This is a genomic window from Bacteroides propionicifaciens DSM 19291 = JCM 14649 (assembly GCF_000375405.1).
GTDB lineage: Bacteria > Bacteroidota > Bacteroidia > Bacteroidales > Bacteroidaceae > Bacteroides_E > Bacteroides_E propionicifaciens.
The window spans coordinates 36685-57088 of the sequence record NZ_AQWS01000013.1 but is presented as its reverse complement, the minus strand read 5'-3'; the positions used below and the strand labels follow the sequence as shown (position 1 = coordinate 57088).

Sequence of the window (20404 nt, the reverse complement as noted above, 5' to 3'; positions counted from 1 at the left end):
CTTATTTTATATCTATATGCTAAAACTATTACAATCAAGTAAGAATAACCAATACTTGTCGAGCACCATGCGCACCAAATACTAAGGCTTGCTCAATATCGGCTGTCTTCGATGGTCCAGAAATAAACGCGCCAAACTTATAATCGTGTTTTTCGAGCCAAGCATAAGCTTCGTGCATATTAGTCTTTATCTCATTTCTATCAACTAAAACTACTAAAGCTTCGGCTATAAAATAGATCGCTTTATAAGTTTCAAGCTCTTGCGACACCCAAACTGCAGCATTCTCGGCCACGCCAATCTTTCCTTGCACTACAGCTACATCGGTTCCGTTTAAGTCTTGAACTTTCTCAACCTCATTGGGGTTATAGGTTGCACATTTTATAAAAGGCAATACCGAACCAATGCGCTTAGCATCGGGAAAATAAGTTTTGATAACCTGATCAATATCTTCACCCTGTTTTAGGACATGCGCTGTACCTCCTACTATTTTTTCCATATCGCAAAAGGCCTGAATATTATCAGCATAAGTAAGGGGATTAATAATCTCCAAACTAGGCATCTCATGCTTAGCCTTCGTATGCTTTTTGATACTTTCTAAAATTGATTCTCTACTGCTCATCGTTTAACCTCCCCTTGAATTTTATTTTTCTTCCACATCGTATTGAAGCTCTCTTTTGCAAACTCAGGTAACTCTCTACCCTTACCCCAATCGTTTAATCCATTATATTTCATAAAACGAGGAGTTACGTTGACTATCGGCGCACATTTTAGGGCGAAGTTAAAGAGCTTGGGTCGTTCAATAACAAATTTTAGTCCACCCGAAATAACTTTTTTCTCTTTCGAGGCCTTACCCACCGAGTCGAGCTTTTGTCGCCACTTATAAATTTGTTCTCCCAAATCAATTCGTGAGGGACAAACTTGCGAACACGACAAGCAAAGTGAACAAGCCGAAACGTTATCCGAATATTTGCGAGGATCCTTAGCCATTGACAGGTTTACCCCGATAGGGCCAGGAATAAAGTAGGTATAAGAATATCCACCACTACGTCGATAGACTGGGCAAGTATTCATACAAGCACCACAACGCAAACAGTTGAGTAAATCAACGTGATCAGCATCTGCCAAAAGCTCAGAACGCCCGTTATCAACAATAATGATATGGTATTCACCACCTTGGCGAGGATTTCTATAGTGTGAAGTATAAGTAGTGATTGGTTGACCTGTGGCTGAGCGTGCTAAAAGACGTGTAAACACACCGAGTGATTCAAGATTGGGAACAATCTTTTCGAGTCCTAAGGCTGCAATGTTCAATGTAGGACACGAAGTCCCCATATCTGCATTACCCTCGTTTGTACAAACTACAACATCTCCCGTTGAAGCTACAGCAAAATTACACCCCGTCATAGCAGCTTGTGCATGAAGGAAATTATCACGAAGGCTTTTACGAGCTGCATGTGTTAGGTAAGTAGGATCGGAGTTTCCTTTTTCGGTACCGAGCTTTTCTTCGAATACCTCACCAACTTGCTCTCTTTTAATATGGATAGCAGGAAGGACAATATGACTTGGTGGCAAATCCATAAACTGCAAGATGCGTTCACCTAAATCGGATTCAACCACGTCAATGCCTTTTTCTATGAGGAAAGGGTTTAAACCACACTCTTCGGATAACATTGATTTACTCTTAATAAATCGTTCTACCTTGTGGTTCTTCAAAATTTTATAGACGATTTCGCGATACTCTTCGTCGTCTTTGGCCCAATGCACAATTGCACCATTTTTGGTAGCATTTTCTTCGAACTGAACCAGAAGTTCAGCCAAATGGCTATTGGTATATCTTTTAATGTCTTGAGATTTATGTCGTAACTGCTCCCACTCTGGGACTTCCTTGCTTATTTTATCTCTCTTTTCTCGAACCATCCACAAGGTCTCGTTATGCCATTGAGCTTGTGCTTTGTTCTTTAGGAATTTTTCGGCAGCTTTTGAATGTTTTGTACTCATAATCCTGATGCTAAAATTTCAACAATGTGAATGATTTGAATCGGGAACTTATCACGCTTGATTACCCCCTGCATGTGCATAAGGCAAGAGCTATCGGGTCCTGTAATATAGGTTGCACCTGTGCTCATATGGTCTTTAACTTTATCAATTCCCATTTGGGTCGATACAGCTTCTTCTTCGATAGCAAACATCCCACCAAAACCACAACATTCGTCAATATGCTTAGGCTCGACAATTTCGATATCACCGACAAGTTCGAGTAAATCTCTTAATTTATTTTTGTAGGGCATATTCAGCTCACTGGCTGTCGATAAACCCAATTCACGTACTCCATGGCAACTGTTGTGAATACTTACTTTGTGAGGAAATTTTGCGGGCAGGGATTTAGGTTTTACCACATCGTGAATAAAGTCACAGATGTCATATATCTTTTTTGCACTATGGCACTCATGTCCTTCTTTTTCAAGGATATGAGGGTGATTCTCTTTCACAAAAGAGACGCAACTAGCCGAGGGCCCCACTACGTAGTCATACTTAGCAAACTGTTGATCAAAACGCTCAGCCACTTTGAGCGCCTCACCTTCAAAACCTGCATTGGCCATAGGTTGTCCACAGCAAGTCTGATCTAAAGGATAATCAACATCAAGTCCAAGACTTGTTAGTAACTTATATGATGCTACTCCGACGTTAGGATATATAGCATTCACATAACATGGAATAAACAATCCAATTTTCATAAGTGTATTTTTGTTGTTGTAAGAATTATTTAAGCCCAAGATATTCAAGGGTATCTCAACAAATGTAACATAGTTTATGAAGAAATCTTAATAAAAAAACTTGTTATAAAACATAAAACCTATGATAATCAAATTATTTCATTTTCGCATGTATTATTCAAAGAGATCATACTGAATCAAGGATTCACGCTTAAGCACTAACATTAAAACGAGTAGGTAGCAGTTGTGCTGCGAGTAATAGACATCACATAAACCACTAGTTCGTTTTACTGAGTAGAATAGGACAAAAAGCCCCTATTTGAATATTCAAATAGGGGCAGTAATTAGAAGCCTTGATTAAAGCTTAATAGATTTTATATAGTTGGCAAGATGTTCTTTAGCTTCAGTTAGCTTATCTTCCCAGTGTTTTACAGAGTTTTGACCTATAATATCCGTTACGCATTTAATAGATACAAAAGGGACACTGTGCTTTTCACAAACCCAAGCCTGGGCAAAAGCCTCCATATCGACTACATCTCCTTCAAGACTTTCAACATCGGTTACAAAACTATCGCCTGTATTGCAAAGACCTTCACCTGGCCAGTTTAGCGCTATACCTTTTTCCATCAAAGGCAGACTCATATCTACACGATAACTCAAACCCAGATCTCTGGCTTTATACAAATCGCGATCAACAAACTGAGTACAGTAAAACACATCCCCCACTTTATGCTCTACCGAGCCTGCGGTACCTATATTAATAACTAAATCTGGCTTAAAGTTGAGAATAGCAGAGGTTAAATAGTAGGTTGATTTCATCTTTCCAATACCTGTTCTTAAGTAATAGAATTCGGCATCGGGCCATTCAAAGTTAACCATCTCTTGGGCTACAGCATAGGTTACGAGTATTTTCTTTTCTTGCATAACTAAAAGTGTTTACTAACTAGGTAGTCAAAACTGACTACCCTAACTTAGGGCTAAGATAATATAAAACCTAAATTAAGACCCTCCCGGGAAAGTAGAAAGTTAAATTAATAAATCATCTAAAACCTTCGGACTCTATAATTAGTAATTTATTAGGACAACTAATTCGGCAAACAATTTGAGAATAGACTAGATAAAAAAAACACCATTGAATATAAGAACATCACTGACCTAGGTAAAACATAAAGTAGGAAAAGTTTCAAATTGAATTTATTTTGCATTAAAAAAAAATAAACACAAGTATTTATATATCATCTAGTGAAAATATGCTATGTTTGGTACTATTACACATGAAATTAAGAACAAAAAGCTTTTGATATTTCTTAAGAAATAGTATTTTTGTGTATAAATGAGGTGTAGTGATGGCAAACAGTAATAAAGATTTAATAAGCTCTTTTGAAGCAAAGCTACGTCACTTACTTTTTCTTTACGATAAAGTAAAGGAGGAGAATATCAATTTACAAAAATTACTTGCTCAAGAGAAGCGTAAATATTTGGAATTAGAGAATAAGCACAGATGCTTAGAAGGTGATTATACCCATTTGAAAACAGCCTTGACAATCAATCCCAATCGAAAGGATATCAAAGAGACCAAAGAACGGTTGTCAAAGTTGGTGCGTGAAGTCGACAAATGCATTGCTTTGCTAAATATATAGTGCTTGTTTAAGGAAGCTATGTATGGACGATAATAAGATTAAAATTAATATATATTTAAACGGTCATCACTCCTCTCTAACGGTTAACCGAGAAGACGAAGGAGATGTAAGAGCCGCTGCGAAAAAGGTAAATGAGTACATTATCAAAGCTAAAAAGTATTTTGATTCTCCACAACTCGGCGAAGATAGATTACTAGCAATGGTTGCGTATCAATTTGCTTTATCAGGAATACGAGCTGAGAAAAAAGCTAATTCTCAACAATTTATCAACAAAATAGAAGAGTGGGATAAATTACTTGAGCAACAGCTATTATCTGATTATACAGATGATATTGCCTTTGTAAGTAAGAGAAAGAAAGAAGAAGAGTAATCTTCTGATTATAAATATATTTGAGACGTTAATATTCACGCACTGCATTATCTTGGTTGGCTATACTTCAAGATAAACAGTGCGTTATTTTTTATAAATAATATAAGTACAATGACACAAATAGTGGTAGGAATAATTTGCTTTATCCTAGGAGCTGGACTAGTCTTTCTCCTAAATAAAACTGCACTCAAAAAGAAGATTGATTCGACTTTAGAGAAAGCAGCAGGTAAAGCAGCAAATACGCTAAAGGAAGCTGAAATAGAGGCCGAAGTAATAAAAAAGAATAAACTCCTTGAGGTAAAGGAAAAATTCTTAAATAAGAAGGCGGATTTAGAAAAAGAGGTAGCAATTCGCAACCAAAAGATTCAGCGCGTAGAAACTAAATTAAAGCAAAGAGAACTTTCAATCAAACAAGAATTTGATGAAGCTCGTAAAAAACAAGGTGAAGTAGATGCTATTCGCCAAAATTTAGATAATCAACTCGCTATAATTGAGAAGAAACAAGAAGAGCTTGACAAGATCAAAAATCAAAAGATAGAAATCTTAGAAAACCTTTCTGGTCTATCAGCTGACGATGCTAAAAGTCAACTCATCGAATCACTTAAAGAAGAGGCTAAAACAGAAGCTCAATCCTATATCAATGATATTATGGACGAAGCTAAAATGACAGCCAATCGTGAAGCAAAGAAAATCGTAGTACAATCTATTCAACGTGTGGCTACCGAAACAGCTATTGAGAACTCAGTAACCGTATTCCACATTGAGTCGGATGAGATTAAAGGACGAATTATCGGCCGTGAAGGACGTAATATTCGTGCACTAGAGGCTGCCACTGGAGTTGAAATCGTTGTTGATGATACCCCTGAAGCAATTGTACTTTCGGCTTTTGACCCTGTCAGAAGAGAAATTGCTCGTCTTGCACTTCACCAATTAGTGACCGATGGCCGTATCCACCCTGCTCGTATTGAAGAGGTAGTGGCTAAGGTAAAAAAACAAATCGAAGAAGAAATTATTGAAACAGGTAAACGAACAACTATTGATTTGGGTATTCATGGTCTTCACCCCGAACTCATTCGTTTGGTTGGTAAGATGAAATACCGTTCATCTTATGGGCAAAACCTGTTGCAACACTCACGTGAAACGGCCAACCTTTGTGCTGTAATGGCATCGGAACTAGGACTAAACCCTAAGAAAGCCAAAAGAGCTGGTCTATTACACGATATAGGTAAAGTGCCTGATGAGGAGCCAGAATTGCCTCACGCACTACTTGGTATGAAACTTGCTGAGAAGTTTAAAGAAAAAGCAGACATCTGCAATGCTATCGGTTCTCACCACGACGAGATCGAGATGACCAGCCTTATAGCTCCTATCGTACAGGTATGTGATGCTATTTCGGGCTCAAGACCAGGTGCACGTAGAGAAATTGTTGAAGCTTATATCAAACGTCTGAACGACCTTGAACAACTTGCTTCTTCATACCCTGGTGTAACCAAAACTTATGCTATCCAAGCGGGTAGAGAGTTACGTGTTATCGTTGGCGCTGACAAGATTAACGATATGGATACAGAAAAGCTATCTCACGAGATTGCACAAAAAATTCAAGACGAAATGACTTACCCAGGACAGGTTAAGATTACGGTAATCCGAGAAACTCGCTCGGTTAGTTTTGCAAAATAACGAATTAAGATAACTTATTATCACAGATATAAAAGAGGGCGGTGGATTTACTATCGTCCTCTTTTTAAATATAAGTCGCATGAAGAAATACAAATTTGAAATCTGCACCAACTCTGTAGAGAGTTCAATAGCCGCCCAAGCTGGGGGTGCAAATAGAGTCGAACTCTGCGCAAGTATTCCTGAGGGAGGTACCACACCATCCTACGGAGAAATCGTAATGACACGAAAACTTCTTAACATCAAAGTACAAGTCATTATAAGACCTCGTGGTGGTGACTTTTGCTATTCCCCACTCGAAATCCAAACTATGATTAAAGACATAGAGCTTTGTAAAGAGCTTAAGGTTGATGGGGTGGTTTTTGGCTGTTTAAATACAGATGGTTCTATAAATATGCCAGCCATGAAGCAACTTATGGATGCGGCCAAAAATCTATCGGTAACTTTTCATCGTGCATTCGATGCCTGTAAAGACCCAAGCACTGCTCTAGAACAAATCATATCCTTGGGATGTGATCGAGTTTTAACCTCAGGGCAAGAAACAAATGCTGAGCTTGGCATTCCGCTACTAAAGTCAATCAATGAGCAAGCAGCAGGCCGTATCATTATTTTAGCAGGATGCGGAGTGAACGAGCAAAACATAAAGAAGATAGCTGACCAAACAGGTATTAGAGAGTTTCACTTTTCAGCCCGTGAAACAGTTCCAAGCCTGATGACATTCCGAAGAGAAAGAGTGCCCATGGGAGGAGCCGTAAAAATTGATGAGTTTAGCCGCGCTATAACTACTGAAAAGCGAGTGAAAGAGACCATAGCAAAGCTTTCTGAATAAACTTAACAGACTACCAAAGCGTTTAGTAATCGTAAATAAAACACAGCAGACTTATGATGAATAGATTGATTATTGCCCTGCTCCTTGTCGTGTTGAGCGGAGCGTCAGAAGCACAAGCACAAGACCTTGACAGAAATGTACGCCAACGCTTAGAGCAGTTCTTCAACGAATATAAAAGTACTAATGTTGACTTGGGTAAGACCAAACTCGAACGCATCGAAGTTGATCACTCCAACCGTAATCTTCTTATTTTTGCCGATAGCCGTTTTGGCTACCAACCTTTTCGAGAAGAGAATGTACAGGCCATATACAGACATATAAAACAGATTTTACCTGGGCCAGTAGCAAATTATAGAACAACCATAATGGTTGGTAATAAGAGTATCGAAGATCTAATCCCCAACTACTACCGCAGCAAAGACATTGACCCCACCCGCCTATACGAACCTATCAGTAAAGGTACTACTCCCTGGGTTAGCCCACTGTCGAAACCTTATAAAATTACCAAAGGCTTAGAGGGAAGACACCTCTCACTTTGGCAAAGTCATGGCAAGTATTATATCAATAAACTCGACCGTTGGGGGTGGCAAAGACCTAACCTTTTCTGCACCAACGAGGATTTATTCACACAATCCTTTGTAGTGCCCTACCTGATTCCAATGCTAGAGAATGCAGGTGCTGTGGTTTTTACTCCCCGTGAACGAGATACCCAAGTCAATGAAGTCATTGTGGACAATGATGTTAAAACCAGCTCAATCTATAATGAGGAAAACCATAAAAAACACCGATGGACTAGATATCAAGGTGCCGGTTTTGGCTCAAGCCAATCGTATTATCATCTAGACGAAAATCCATTTTTAAGGGGAACTAGTCGGATAATAACAACACAAAAGTCCAAAGCTAAAGCCTTTGCTCAATGGGTACCAAACATCCCGCAAAAAGGACAATATGCAGTTTATGTGAGCTATCAAAGCACTCCAAACAGCGTATCTGATGCTAAGTACATCGTCTTTCACCAGGGTGGAATATCAGAGTTCTCAGTCAACCAAAAAATTGGCGGCGGCACATGGGTATATCTAGGTCACTTCGAGTTTGCTAAGGGTAATAGTCCCCTAGGCATGGTTATCTTAACCAACGAGAGCAAAGAGGGTGGCGTAGTTTCTGCTGATGCTGTGCGCTTTGGTGGAGGTATAGGCAGTATAGTACGTGGTAACACAACTAGTGGTGTTCCTCGATACCTCGAAGGAGCTAAATATAGTGCCCAATGGTATGGACTACCCTCGGAAGTCTATAATGGGAAACAAGGTAGTAACGATTACACTGATGACATCAATACCCGAAGTAACGCTATAAACTATCTTTCGGGAGGATCGGTCTTTAACCCTAACCAAAATGGATTGGGAGTACCTCTAGAACTTAACTTAGCACTCCACAGCGATGCAGGATATAAAATCAATGATAAGATAGTAGGAACACTGGGCATCTATACTACCGTAGACAATAATAAAGCCTTAGGTACAAACCGTGAGCGCATCAGCTCAAGAGACTTTGCCGATATTGTGCTTACGAATCTTGAAAAAGACATACAAGCCAATTTTGATATCAGTTGGACTCGCCGAAGTTTATGGGATAAGAACTATAGTGAAACCCGTCTACCCGAAATCCCCTCAATTATCATTGAGCTACTTTCACATCAGAACTTTGGTGATATGCAGATTGCTCACGACCCTAATTTCAAGTTTGTGGTGAGTCGATCCATCTACAAATCAATCTTAGCCTACCTGGGGGACCAACGACGAAAAGATTATGTGGTACAGCCTCTCCCAATACGTGCTTTTTCAGCACAACTCAAAGACAAAAACAGGGTAAGCCTCAACTGGAGCCCTATGCCCGACCCTACAGAACCCTCGGCAACTCCTCAAGAGTATGTGGTCTATACAAAAGTAGGAAACACTGGTTTCGATAACGGGACCCTAGTACGTAGTACGCACCATACAGTAGATATTAAACCAGGACTTATTTATTCATTCAAGGTCACTGCCGTCAACCGAGGAGGTGAAAGCTTCCCCTCCGAAACTTTGGTAGCCTATAAAGCACCTAAAGAGAAGTATGAAGTACTGATTGTAAACGGATTTCAACGGATCAGTGGACCTAAAACAATAAACACCGATTTTGAAGCTGGCTTTGATCTTTATGCCGATCCTGGAGTTTCGTATCTCTACAATATTTCTTTAGTGGGTAGTCAGCAAAACTTCCGTCGCACTGGAGCAAACAAATCGGGGTCGCAAAGTTTGGGACATAGCAGTAACGAGCTCGAAGGATATAAGTATGCGGGGAATAGTTTCGACTATCCCTATGCCCATGGCAAAGCCATGCAAGCCGTAAAAGGAATTAGCTTCTCGTCGGCAAGTCGTGAAGCCGTAGAACTCGAAAAGGTAAACTTGAATCACTATCCGATGGTCGACTTTATCATGGGTTTGCAAAAAGTAGAAAATTATAACCCGCATAGCAACCAATACTATAAGACATTTACACCCAAACTGCAAAGCTTAATCAACGCATACACCCAAGGAGGTGGAGCAGTAATGGTAAGTGGCTCTCACATTGGTTCAGATATGAATAAAGATGAGGGCGACAAGGAATTCATACAATCGACACTGAACTACGACTATGCTTACGCAATCGAAGATAAGAGCTATGACCAAATCACAGGGCTCAATCGTACCGTACGCATTCCTCGCCAACTTAACGAGCATATTTTTACAGTATCACAACCGGAGGTGCTAACTCCTGTTGGACAGGCTTTCCCAATCATGACGTATGATGGGCTAAACCACCCTGCTGCAATTGCATCGGAAGGAGCATATAAAACATTTGTTATGGGTTTCCCCTTTGAGACCATTTCAAACTCAAAAGACAGAGCTAACATTATGGCTTCGGCTTTATATTTTTTATTGAATTTAGAGTAGAGCATATGCTTAAGTGAATTATTCTACTATCTTTGTTTACACAGAAACCTTAAAAAGATTGCCAATATGAATACAATTCAAGCCAATAATCACGGTACCCGTTTCATCGAAGTTTCGGATGCCAACCTATCAACAATACAAAAATACAACCTATTCAATCAGTTAACATCAAGTCATGGTATAATTGATGAGGATGTTCTCGAAAAACTTCGACTCACGATTCGCTCACTTATTGCACACCAAGAGGAAGATTCTAACGATCTACTCGACTTGTGTATTGATGTGATATATCATAAAGATATGAAGGCTTTTGGGCTAAAGCAGCTTATCAAGCTCTACGGAGATAAAGCAACTCTAGCAGTTAGCCAAGATGAAAGTACGGAGGAACCTAGCCATGAAGACAGTTGATACAAGAGATCAAAAACGCTATAACCCTTTGATTCCTGCATTGGAAGCAATCTTATTATCGCCCAAAGATTCATCTTTAGAACTTATATTTAATAATTTAGGTTCTGCAAAAGATATTAAGGAGTATCTGATGGAAAAGGAGATTGGGTTTAGAGAGATCTACGACAGAGACATAATAATATTACAATTTAAAGTATAAATGAGCCAAACAAAGAAAAAGCTTTCCGCTTTGCCCTTACCACTTAAAGGTAAGTTAATAGAAACTTTTGGTAGCTTAGATAAATTCTATGCCACAGTTTATCTTATAGCAAGAAATGCACATCAAGCCGAGATAACAAATATCCCTGCTGCTCAGCAACGTTTAAAAACGATCAAGGCCTATCAAGGAATGATTCAGTTCCAACTCGATGAAGCAGGAATAGACGGTAAAGCTTTAATGGACGATATTACGAGCGATTACTTAGAAGACTTTGTTCAATATAAAGAGCAAGATTTTGGTCTTACAGACGAAGAGTTTATAGCCATTATAAAACGCATCTAACGAAACCTCATACGTATATAAAGCCCTGTTTGTTACAATAAATTCAACAAACAGGGCTTTTCTGTATCCCAAAGGCTCGAATTGTGAACGCAGTAATTATGTTACCCAATAATAAAATAAAGGTGCAGTTCTGTTAAACTTTACACATCTAGTATTGGTTTAACTGTTAAAGATAGAAAGAACTGTAGCTGATGAAAAGTAAACCATAAACACTTAACTAGAAAAACTATGTATAAAGATTTAAAAGACAAGGTTGTAGTCATTACAGGAGCTGCTTCTGGAATTGGTGCAGCAATTGTAGACAGACTCGCTAAAGAAAAGTGTAAAATAGTTATCAACTATTTTAAGGAAAAGAAAGTAGCTGAAGAGATGGTCAAAATCATCAAAAATAAAAAGGGCGACGCTATTGCTGTCTATGGCGATGTTGGTAACGAAAAAGACATCAAGAACCTCATGGCAGAAGGTATTAAAGCTTTTGGAGAGGTTGATATTTGGATTAATAATGCAGGCCACGAAACACCCTATCCTACCCATGAGATGCCACTCGAAGCTTGGGAATCTGTAATAAATACAAATCTTACTGGTGTGTTTCTGGGTGCTAGAGAAGCCTTGCGCCACTTCATAGAAACAAATAAAAAAGGAAACATCATCAATATATCAAGTGTACACGAGGTTATACCTTGGCCACGGTTTGCGCATTATGCAGCAAGTAAGGGAGGAGTAAAGCTTCTAACCCAAACCATTGCTATGGAGTATGCCGAAAAAGGCATTCGTATCAACTCAATTGCTCCAGGAGCAATCGATACACCTATCAATGCTGATAAATTTGCCGATCCTGAACAACGAGATAGTGTCGAAGGACTAATTCCTATGGGGTATATCGGCTCGGCACATGAGGTAGCTAATGTTGCTGCTTGGCTTGCTTCTTCAGAGGCGAGTTACGTAACTGGTACTTCAATTATGGTTGATGGTGGTATGACGCTTTATCCTTCTTTCAAAGACAATGGATGATTAAAGCTATATTTAAGCAAGTAAATAGTTTCTAAGAGTCCCAGTCTTCGTGATCAATTAAATCTGATTCAATCGAATGACTGGGATTTTTATATTTAACACCAGAAACTTAACTTCTTAAAATATTTTATATTTCAGGCCCATAATATTGATTATCTTTGTACCATGACAAAATATGATTTAACCGACTGGTTGCCAACAACCAAAAAAGAGATGAAGATTCGTGGTTGGGAAGACGTTGATGTTGTTCTCTTTAGCGGTGATGCCTATGTGGATCACCCTTCTTTTGGAGCAGCAGTCATAGGACGTATTCTTGAAGCCGAAGGTTTTAAAGTTGCTATCGTACCCCAGCCCAACTGGCGTGACGACCTACGCGACTTTAAAAAGATGGGGCGTCCACGTCTATTCTTTGCTGTGAGCGCTGGGTGCATGGACTCTATGGTTAATAAATATACTGCCAATAAGCGACTACGTAGCGAAGATGCTTATACTCCTGACGGACGTCCTGATATGCGTCCTGAATATCCTAGCATTGTCTATAGTAATATTATCAGAGAACTTTTTCCTGATGCTCCTATTGTATTGGGAAGTATTGAAGCAAGTATGCGTCGCCTTACGCACTACGACTATTGGCAAGATAAAGTCCACAAAAGTATACTTTGCGACAGTAAGGCCGATTTATTAATCTATGGTATGGGTGAACTTCCCATTATCAAACTGGCCAAAGATTTAGAGGCTAAACTTCAAGCCAATCCTGAGCAAGAACATTTAACTCGAGATATGGTCGATGTAAGTGATGAACCGCAAATAGCTTATATAACCAACAACTATACTCCTAAGGAGAATGATATCGTACTCTATAGTCATGAAGAGTGCCTAGCTGACAAGAAGAAACAGGCTGCGAACTTCAAGCATATTGAGGTACAAAGCAACAGTTACGAAGCCGATCGAATCATCCAACAGGTAGATGGTAGATATGTAATAGTTAATCCACCCTACCCTCCAATGAGTGAAGATCAGCTCGACCGCTCATTCGATCTGCCCTATATGCGTATGCCCCATCCCAAATACAAGGATAAGAGAATACCTGCCTACGATATGATTAAGTTTTCGGTTAACATGCACCGAGGTTGTTTTGGTGGTTGTGCTTTTTGTACCATCTCGGCTCATCAAGGCAAGTTTATTGCCAACCGTTCTCGCAAGAGTATTATCGGGGAGGTAAAGAAAATTATTGATCATCCTGAGTTCAAAGGTTATATCAGCGATTTGGGTGGCCCATCAGCCAATATGTACCAAATGGCGGGCATTGATAAGGAGATTTGCAAGAAGTGTAAGAAACCTTCGTGCATTCACCCTAAGGTGTGCAAGAACCTAAACACGAGCCATCAGGCACTACTCGATATCTATCGCGAGGTCGATGCTCTACCAGGAATAAAGAAAAGTTTCATTGGTAGTGGGGTGCGTTATGACCTGCTATTGCATGATAATCCCGATAAGAATATCAACCGCATTAATAGAGAATACACCAAAGAACTTATTAAGAATCACGTAAGTGGTCGACTTAAAATTGCCCCAGAACATACAAGCGATAAGGTACTCGACATCATGCGAAAACCGAGTTTCAATCAGTTCTACGAGTTTAAAAAGATATTCGATCAAATCAACAAAGAGACGGGACTCAAGCAACAATTGATCCCCTACTTCATCAGCAGTCACCCTGGCTGTAAAGAGGAAGATATGGCCGAACTAGCCGTAAGGACTAAACAACTTGATTTCCATTTGGAGCAAGTGCAAGACTTTACACCAACTCCGATGACCATTGCTACTGAGGCTTGGTACACAGGCTATCATCCTTATACTCTTGAACCTATCTACAGTGCAAAGACTAAAGATGAGAAGTTGGCTCAACGCCAGTTCTTCTTCTGGTATTCACCCAAAGAGAAGGCAAGTATCATTCGTGAACTCCGCAAAATAGGAAGAGAGGATCTTATTAATAAACTCTATTAATAAACCCCTCTCCTCAAAATCTTGTATTCAAACTATTATATAGCTCTTAGTTACTGGGTGTAGCAAGTATCTCTTGAAGAATACTTACTGCATCCTTTACAGAGGTTACCTCTTTGATTAACATCGAACGCTTACCGTTTTTCTCTCTTAAGTCACAACGTTTGGTGTGTGCCATCATGTAATTGATTAGACGACCAAACATCTCACTCTGATAATAAGTACTACTCGAATCGGACACCAAGAAGAGTGTCATACGCTTTCCTTTTAAGAAGACACGCTCTATACCAAGTCGTGCAGCAATTCGGCGTAATGGAACAACACGAAGTAGCTCCTCAGTTTCGGCTGGGACTTCCCCAAAACGATCAATTAGTCGCTGTCTGAAGGTTTCGACATCTTCGTCAAGTTTCAGATTGTCGAGTTCACGGTAAAGTAACATTCTTTCGCTGCTACCTGTAACATATTTATCTGGAAGAAGAAGTTCTAAATCACTCTCTAGCTGAGTTTCAAGTACAAACTGCTCACCCGTAATTTGTCCTGTCTCTTCATTCTGATCTTCGAGGTAGAGATCTGAGAACTCGTCTTGCTTGAGTTCATGCATCGCTTCGGTAAGAATCTTCTGATAAGTTTCGTAGCCCAAGTCGGCAATAAATCCACTCTGCTCTGCACCCAAAAGGTTTCCAGCACCACGGATATCCAAATCTTGCATAGCAATATGAATTCCACTACCCAAATCACTAAAGTTCTCGATGGCTTGCAAACGTCTGCGAGCCTCATCAGTTAAACTCGTCAGTGGTGGAGCTAACAGATAACAAAATGCTTTCTTATTGCTTCGACCTACACGACCACGCATCTGATGCAAGTCGCTCAGTCCAAAGTTTTGAGCCTGATTGATAATAATCGTATTGGCATTGGGGATATCAATTCCACTTTCAATGATTGTAGTGGCTAATAGCACATCATAATCATAATTTACAAAGTCCAGAATCACTTTTTCGAGTTCTTTGGGATCAAGCTGACCATGCCCAATACATACTCTACAATCGGGAATATTCTTCTCAATCATAAACTTAAGGTCAATCAAATTGGCTATGCGGTTATTGACAAAAAAGACCTGCCCATTACGGCTCATCTCGAAGTTGATTGCATCCACAATAATCTCCTCATTAAAGGTATGTACCTCCGTTTGGATGGGGTAACGGTTGGGTGGTGGTGTTGAGATGATACTCAAATCACGAGCACCCATTAGTGAGAATTGCAGTGTACGTGGAATCGGAGTTGCCGTTAGCGTAAGGGTATCAACGTTCACCTTAATCTGACGTAATTTCTCTTTTACAGACACACCAAACTTCTGCTCTTCGTCGATAATTAGAAGTCCTAGGTCTTTGAATTCTACATTCTTACTCAATATCTTATGTGTACCAATGAGAATACTAACCTGCCCCTCTTTGAGTTCTTTCAATACCTGTTTGGTCTGACTTGCACTACGAGCTCTCGAAAGGTATTCAACGGTACAAGGGAAATCTTTTAAACGATCTTTAAAGGTTTGGAAGTGTTGATAAGCCAGAACAGTGGTTGGTACCAAAACTGCGACCTGCTTATTATCACATACCGCCTTGAATGCTGCACGAATAGCAACCTCGGTCTTACCGAAGCCCACATCACCACAGACTAACCTATCCATAGGCATACTGCCTTCCATATCCTCTTTCACTGCTTGAGTAGCCTTGCCCTGATCGGGGGTGTCCTCGTAAATAAAGGAGGCCTCTAACTCACGCTGCATAAAAGTATCGGGACTAAATGAGTAACCTTTCTCTTCACGCCTTTTAGCATATAGCTTGATTAGATCACGCGCTATATCCTTGATCTTATCTTTGGTCTTGTCTTTTATCTTTTGCCAAGCACCTGTACCTAGCTTGTTTAAACGTGGAGCTTGCCCTTCTTTGCCTTTGTATTTGGAAACCTTATGCAACGAGTGAATCGAAACAAACACAACATCTTCGTTCTGATAGACAAGCTTTATAACCTCTTGTGTAGTATCACCATTGGGAAGACGAATCAGCCCTTCGAATCGACCAATACCATGATCGGTATGGACAATGAAGTCGCCAATCTTAAATTCGTTAATCTCTTTGAGTGAAAGTGTAACTTTGCCCGAACGAGCGCGATCACTCTTGAGGTTATACTTGTGGTATCGATCAAAAATTTGATGGTCTGTAAAGAAACAAACCTTTTGTGTATTATCCGCAAAGCCACCGTGAATGGTTTTTTCGACCGAAGTAAAACTGATTTTATCTCCTCGATCTTCAAATATTGACTGAATACGCTCAGTCTGCTTCAGGCTATCGCTACAAATATAGAGGGCATAACCTTTGGCTTGATACTCCTTAAGCGCATCGGCTACAAGATCAAAGTTTTTATGGAATATAGGTTGCGGTGTAATATCAAACTTTAGAGTCAAATCTGTATCTTCGAATGAAGAAGAGCTTCCAAACTCGACAAGCCTCAACGGCTCTAACGCCTGTTCCAACTCAGCCTTACTAACCAAGACAGGTACCATAATATGACTATCGTCTTCGGCAGCGCTCGCAATAATGGCTTGATTGGAGGTAGCTTCATTGCCTACAGCATCTACACGCTGAGTCAACCAAAAATAATCTCGCAAAAAGACCACGCTATCCGAAGCTAAGAAGTTGAAAAAAGAGATATTTTTGCTACCCACCGTATTAAGGTTAGGTACAACAGTTACTTCATTAAACAACGCTTTAGAAAGCTGAGTATCAACTTCAAAACTACGCAAGCTATCAATTTCATCACCAAAAAAGTCAATACGATAGGGATACTCCGAAGAGAACGAAAAAACATCGATTATGCTTCCTCGAACGGCGTATTGACCTGGTTCATAGATATAGTCGGTATATTCAAAACCCAATTCGTGCAAACGATTCGAAACTGTCGATAACTCTAAACGATCTCCTTTGGTGATTTTAATCGATTTACTAACCAAATCGGTATGAGAAACCACCTTCTCAGCCAAAGCATCGGGGTAAGAAACAACACAAATACCCTTAGTACCTTTATTGAGGGTACTCAATACTTCGGTACGTAAGACCTCATTGGCAGCATCTTTCTGACCATATTTTATGGCTCGACGATACGAAGAGGGAAAAAATAAAACTCGCTCAACCCCTAAAATTTGGCATAAATCATGATAGAAATATCCAGCTTCTTCCATGTCATTTAAAATAAAAAGACTGGGAGGGCTTGAGGGTTTTATCAAGCTTGAAAACAAAAATGGTGGAGCCGAGGCCAACAAGCCAGAACAGTATATATGCTTAACCTCTGGACTACTTAGCCCCTGAGCTAATGATTTTATAGAAGTACTGGAAAGTCCATACTTTTGTTGTATTTCGGATATTGTCATAGTCGATAGCTTATGGATTGCAAAAGTACAAAAAAATAGCCAGAATTTAATATCATACTTTTCCGAAGAAGTAGAAAAAGGGCTACATTTGTATAAAACCCAGTCAAACATAAAGCGCCTATGTATAAAAGCGATAGCATTGTCATTATTCCCACATATAATGAAAAAGAAAACATTGAAAATATCATTCGTGCCGTCTTCGAGTTGGAGAAGCAGTTTGATATTTTAGTTATTGATGATAACTCACCCGATGGTACGGCATCAATAGTTGAGAAGCTTCGAAAAGAGTTTAACAACAGACTTTACATGATAGAGCGAACCGGTAAACTAGGGTTAGGCACTGCCTATATCACAGGCTTTAAATGGGCGCTAGAGCAAGAATACAATTACATATTCGAAATGGATGCTGACTTTAGTCATGCACCCAAAGATTTGCTTAAGCTCTATGCTGCTTGTCACGACGATGGAGCCGATGTTTCGATTGGTTCACGCTACGTAAGTGGTGTGAATGTAGTAAACTGGCCGATGGGCAGGGTCTTGATGTCTTTTTTTGCATCAAAATATGTACGCTTCATTACAGGTTTACCTATCCACGATACTACCGCTGGATTCATCTGTTACAAACGAAAAGTTTTGGAAACAATAGACTTAGACAATATCTCATTTAAAGGTTATGCCTTTCAAATTGAGATGAAGTTTAAGTCTTACCTCAACCGATTTAAGATTACCGAAGTTCCAGTAATTTTTATTAACAGACGACACGGAACTTCTAAAATGAATAGCAGCATCTTTGGAGAGGCCGTATTTGGTGTAATTAAGCTTAAAATAGATAGTTGGTTTACAAAATACCCCCCTAAAAAATGAGAAGAACTTTAATAAAAGAGGCTACCCTTGTCAACAAGGGCAAGCAGTTTGTGGCCTCAGTGCTTATAGAGGGTGATATAATTTCCCGAATTATCCCTCATGGAGACGAATTACCAACTCAATGCGATGAAGTAATTGAAGCCAAGGGACAGTATCTGATTCCTGGTGTTATTGATGATCATGTTCACTTCAGAGAACCTGGTGTAACTCAAAAAGGAGATATTGCCTCGGAGAGTCGTGCAGCCGTTGCAGGAGGGGTTACTTCGATTATGGATATGCCCAACACATCGCCACAAACCACTAGCCTTGAGGCTTTGGAAGCCAAATTTAAGTTGATGGGCAAAAACTCATTAGCCAACTACTCTTGCTATTTTGGAGCAACCAACCAAAACACCGAATTACTATCGAATCTTGATAAACACGAAATTTGTGGAGTTAAGGTATTTATGGGTGCAAGTACAGGCAATATGTTGGTCGATCGCATAAAGAGCCTTGAAGCTATTTTCGAAAACTCTAATCTACTGATTGCTACACATTGTGAAAATCAAGATTTGGTAAGACAAAACACCAATCATTATAAAGAAGAACTTGGAGCGACAGAAGACCTGCCACTAGCCTATCATCCACTGATCCGTTCGGCAGAGGCTTGTTTTCAATCTACTTCACTGGCCGTAGAGCTTGCAAAGAAACACAATGCCCGTCTACATGTATTACACCTCTCTACAGCCAAAGAGCTGGAACTATTCCGAAACGATATTCCCTTAGAGGAAAAACAAATTACTGCGGAGGCGTGTATCGGGCACTTAATGTTTTCGGATAAAGATTATGAAAAGTTTGGTACAGGTATCAAATGCAACCCTGCCATTAAGACTATAGACGATCAATCTGCTTTACGAGCAGGAGTTATGAACAATTTAATTGATGTAATAGCAACCGACCATGCACCACATCTGCTAACCGATAAAGAGGGTGGTGCACTCAAAGCAGCTTCGGGTACTCCAACCATTCAGTTTTCACTAGTGAATATGCTGAGTTTGGTTGACCAAGGTATCTTTAACATTGAAACCGTAGTAGAGAAAATGTGCCATGCTCCTGCTACCATCTTCAAGATAGAAAAGAGAGGTTACATTAGCGAAGGCTATTATGCTGACCTGGCTTTACTATCTAAAAACAATCCCTGGACAGTGTCGAAAGAGACTATTCAAAGCAAATGCGGATGGAGTCCTTTCGAAGGCACGACATTCAATTGGAAAGTCGACAAGACATTTATTAATGGGCACTTAACCTTCAACGATGGAGTTATCAACAGCGACATCCGAGGAAAAAAACTAAAATTTAAATGATAATCAAACATAACTTTCGTGACCTAATATCTAAGATCAATTGGGAAGCCTATTTCATGGACTGGAAATATCACAAACGCTTTGCAACAATTGCTAATGCGCAAGGGTGTGATGTAGTTAAAGCGAGTTGGCTAATCGATTTCGAAGAGAAAGACAGGGCTACAGCTTCTGAAGTAATGCAGTTGCTCAAAGAGACCTATCGAATTCTTGAGCAACTCGATAGGGACTACACTATTTCAACACTACACGAATCTACTCATGCCCTACCCGCATCGCTTCAAGAGTTAATTGCGATCGAGCGCCAACCACAACCTTTTACGTTAATGGTTGCAACTTCAGATCCTGAAATAGATTTGTTATATGCCAATAACCCTCGCAACCAAAAGATTGTTAAAACTGTGACAAACAGAATGGTTGAAGCTGCTATAATTGCTTCACGCGAACAAATAGAGGAGAATCTTAGTAGCTTTGCTATAGACCCAATGGGTCAACGCCCACGACTTTGGGTACAACTTGACGAACTACTCGATTTCAAAAAGATTGGAGTTGAGATTGGTTCGGATGGTAACCTAAGCCCTCAATCTGCACATTGTGCAATCATTATGTGATATTA

Annotated in this window: 18 protein-coding genes; 13 read left to right on the top strand and 5 right to left on the bottom strand. The window is 39.8% G+C overall.

Annotation, left to right across the window (positions count from 1 at the left end; translation table 11 throughout):
- Positions 1 to 34: 34 nt before the first annotated feature.
- From B091_RS0105445 to B091_RS0105430, 4 genes are all read right to left on the bottom strand, one after another.
- Positions 35 to 619, bottom strand: a complete 585-nt coding sequence (locus B091_RS0105445; RefSeq protein ID WP_018109000.1) for a LutC/YkgG family protein — start codon at positions 617 to 619, stop codon at positions 35 to 37.
- Positions 616 to 1998 (bottom strand): lactate utilization protein B, encoded by a 1383-nt coding sequence (locus B091_RS0105440; protein ID WP_018108999.1) that lies wholly within the window; start codon positions 1996 to 1998, stop codon positions 616 to 618. The genes B091_RS0105445 and B091_RS0105440 overlap by 4 nt, the downstream gene beginning before the upstream one ends.
- Positions 1995 to 2735: a (Fe-S)-binding protein gene (locus B091_RS0105435; RefSeq protein ID WP_025069479.1), complete on the bottom strand. Its 741-nt coding sequence runs from the start codon at positions 2733 to 2735 to the stop codon at positions 1995 to 1997. Before B091_RS0105435 ends, B091_RS0105440 begins: the two co-directional genes overlap by 4 nt.
- Before the next feature lie 336 nt (positions 2736 to 3071).
- Positions 3072 to 3638, bottom strand: a complete 567-nt coding sequence (locus B091_RS0105430) for a 5'-methylthioadenosine/S-adenosylhomocysteine nucleosidase family protein (RefSeq protein WP_018108997.1) — start codon at positions 3636 to 3638, stop codon at positions 3072 to 3074.
- A 422-nt stretch (positions 3639 to 4060) separates the two neighbouring features.
- On the opposite strand from B091_RS0105430, the gene B091_RS0105425 reads away from it, so the two are divergent.
- The 10 genes from B091_RS0105425 (at position 4061) to B091_RS0105380 (ending at position 14163) form a co-directional block, all read left to right on the top strand.
- The gene (locus B091_RS0105425) at positions 4061 to 4354 is read left to right on the top strand and encodes a hypothetical protein (protein WP_018108996.1); all 294 of its coding nucleotides are present in this window, start codon (positions 4061 to 4063) and stop codon (positions 4352 to 4354) included.
- Between the two features lie 22 nt (positions 4355 to 4376).
- A complete protein-coding gene (locus B091_RS0105420; RefSeq protein ID WP_018108995.1) occupies positions 4377 to 4724 on the top strand; it encodes a cell division protein ZapA in 348 nt (115 codons plus the stop codon).
- A gap of 111 nt (positions 4725 to 4835) precedes the next feature.
- Positions 4836 to 6401 (top strand): ribonuclease Y, encoded by a 1566-nt coding sequence (gene rny / locus B091_RS0105415; protein WP_018108994.1) that lies wholly within the window; start codon positions 4836 to 4838, stop codon positions 6399 to 6401.
- A gap of 79 nt (positions 6402 to 6480) precedes the next feature.
- Complete coding sequence (locus B091_RS0105410; RefSeq protein ID WP_018108993.1) at positions 6481 to 7227, top strand: copper homeostasis protein CutC; 747 nt, start codon at positions 6481 to 6483, stop codon at positions 7225 to 7227.
- A gap of 56 nt (positions 7228 to 7283) precedes the next feature.
- Positions 7284 to 10196 carry a golvesin C-terminal-like domain-containing protein gene (locus tag B091_RS0105405; protein ID WP_026166324.1) on the top strand — a complete coding sequence of 971 codons (2913 nt, stop codon included), beginning with the start codon at positions 7284 to 7286 and terminating at the stop codon, positions 10194 to 10196.
- Between the two features lie 66 nt (positions 10197 to 10262).
- Positions 10263 to 10604 carry a hypothetical protein gene (locus B091_RS0105400; RefSeq protein ID WP_018108991.1) on the top strand — a complete coding sequence of 114 codons (342 nt, stop codon included), beginning with the start codon at positions 10263 to 10265 and terminating at the stop codon, positions 10602 to 10604.
- Positions 10591 to 10803, top strand: a complete 213-nt coding sequence (locus B091_RS0105395) for a hypothetical protein (protein ID WP_018108990.1) — start codon at positions 10591 to 10593, stop codon at positions 10801 to 10803. Before B091_RS0105400 ends, B091_RS0105395 begins: the two co-directional genes overlap by 14 nt.
- On the top strand, positions 10804 to 11145 hold the full coding sequence (locus B091_RS0105390) for a hypothetical protein (RefSeq protein WP_018108989.1): 342 nt from the start codon (positions 10804 to 10806) through the stop codon (positions 11143 to 11145).
- Positions 11146 to 11373: 228 nt separating this feature from the next.
- Positions 11374 to 12156, top strand: coding sequence for a glucose 1-dehydrogenase (locus B091_RS0105385; protein ID WP_018108988.1), 783 nt, complete (start codon positions 11374 to 11376; stop codon positions 12154 to 12156).
- Between the two features lie 165 nt (positions 12157 to 12321).
- The gene (locus tag B091_RS0105380; RefSeq protein ID WP_018108987.1) at positions 12322 to 14163 is read left to right on the top strand and encodes a YgiQ family radical SAM protein; all 1842 of its coding nucleotides are present in this window, start codon (positions 12322 to 12324) and stop codon (positions 14161 to 14163) included.
- Positions 14164 to 14209: 46 nt separating this feature from the next.
- Here B091_RS0105380 and mfd read toward each other — a convergent pair whose 3' ends face one another.
- Complete coding sequence (mfd, locus tag B091_RS0105375) at positions 14210 to 17584, bottom strand: transcription-repair coupling factor (RefSeq protein WP_025069480.1); 3375 nt, start codon at positions 17582 to 17584, stop codon at positions 14210 to 14212.
- A 120-nt stretch (positions 17585 to 17704) separates the two neighbouring features.
- On the opposite strand from mfd, the gene B091_RS0105370 reads away from it, so the two are divergent.
- The 3 genes from B091_RS0105370 to B091_RS0105360 are packed head-to-tail and all read left to right on the top strand — an operon-like array spanning position 17705 to position 20399.
- Complete coding sequence (locus B091_RS0105370) at positions 17705 to 18448, top strand: polyprenol monophosphomannose synthase (RefSeq protein ID WP_018108984.1); 744 nt, start codon at positions 17705 to 17707, stop codon at positions 18446 to 18448.
- Entirely contained in the window at positions 18445 to 19791 is a 1347-nt protein-coding gene (locus B091_RS0105365; RefSeq protein ID WP_018108983.1) for a dihydroorotase, read from the top strand. Before B091_RS0105370 ends, B091_RS0105365 begins: the two co-directional genes overlap by 4 nt.
- Entirely contained in the window at positions 19788 to 20399 is a 612-nt protein-coding gene (locus B091_RS0105360) for a vitamin B12 dependent-methionine synthase activation domain-containing protein (RefSeq protein WP_018108982.1), read from the top strand. The genes B091_RS0105365 and B091_RS0105360 overlap by 4 nt, the downstream gene beginning before the upstream one ends.
- Positions 20400 to 20404 lie beyond the last annotated feature (5 nt).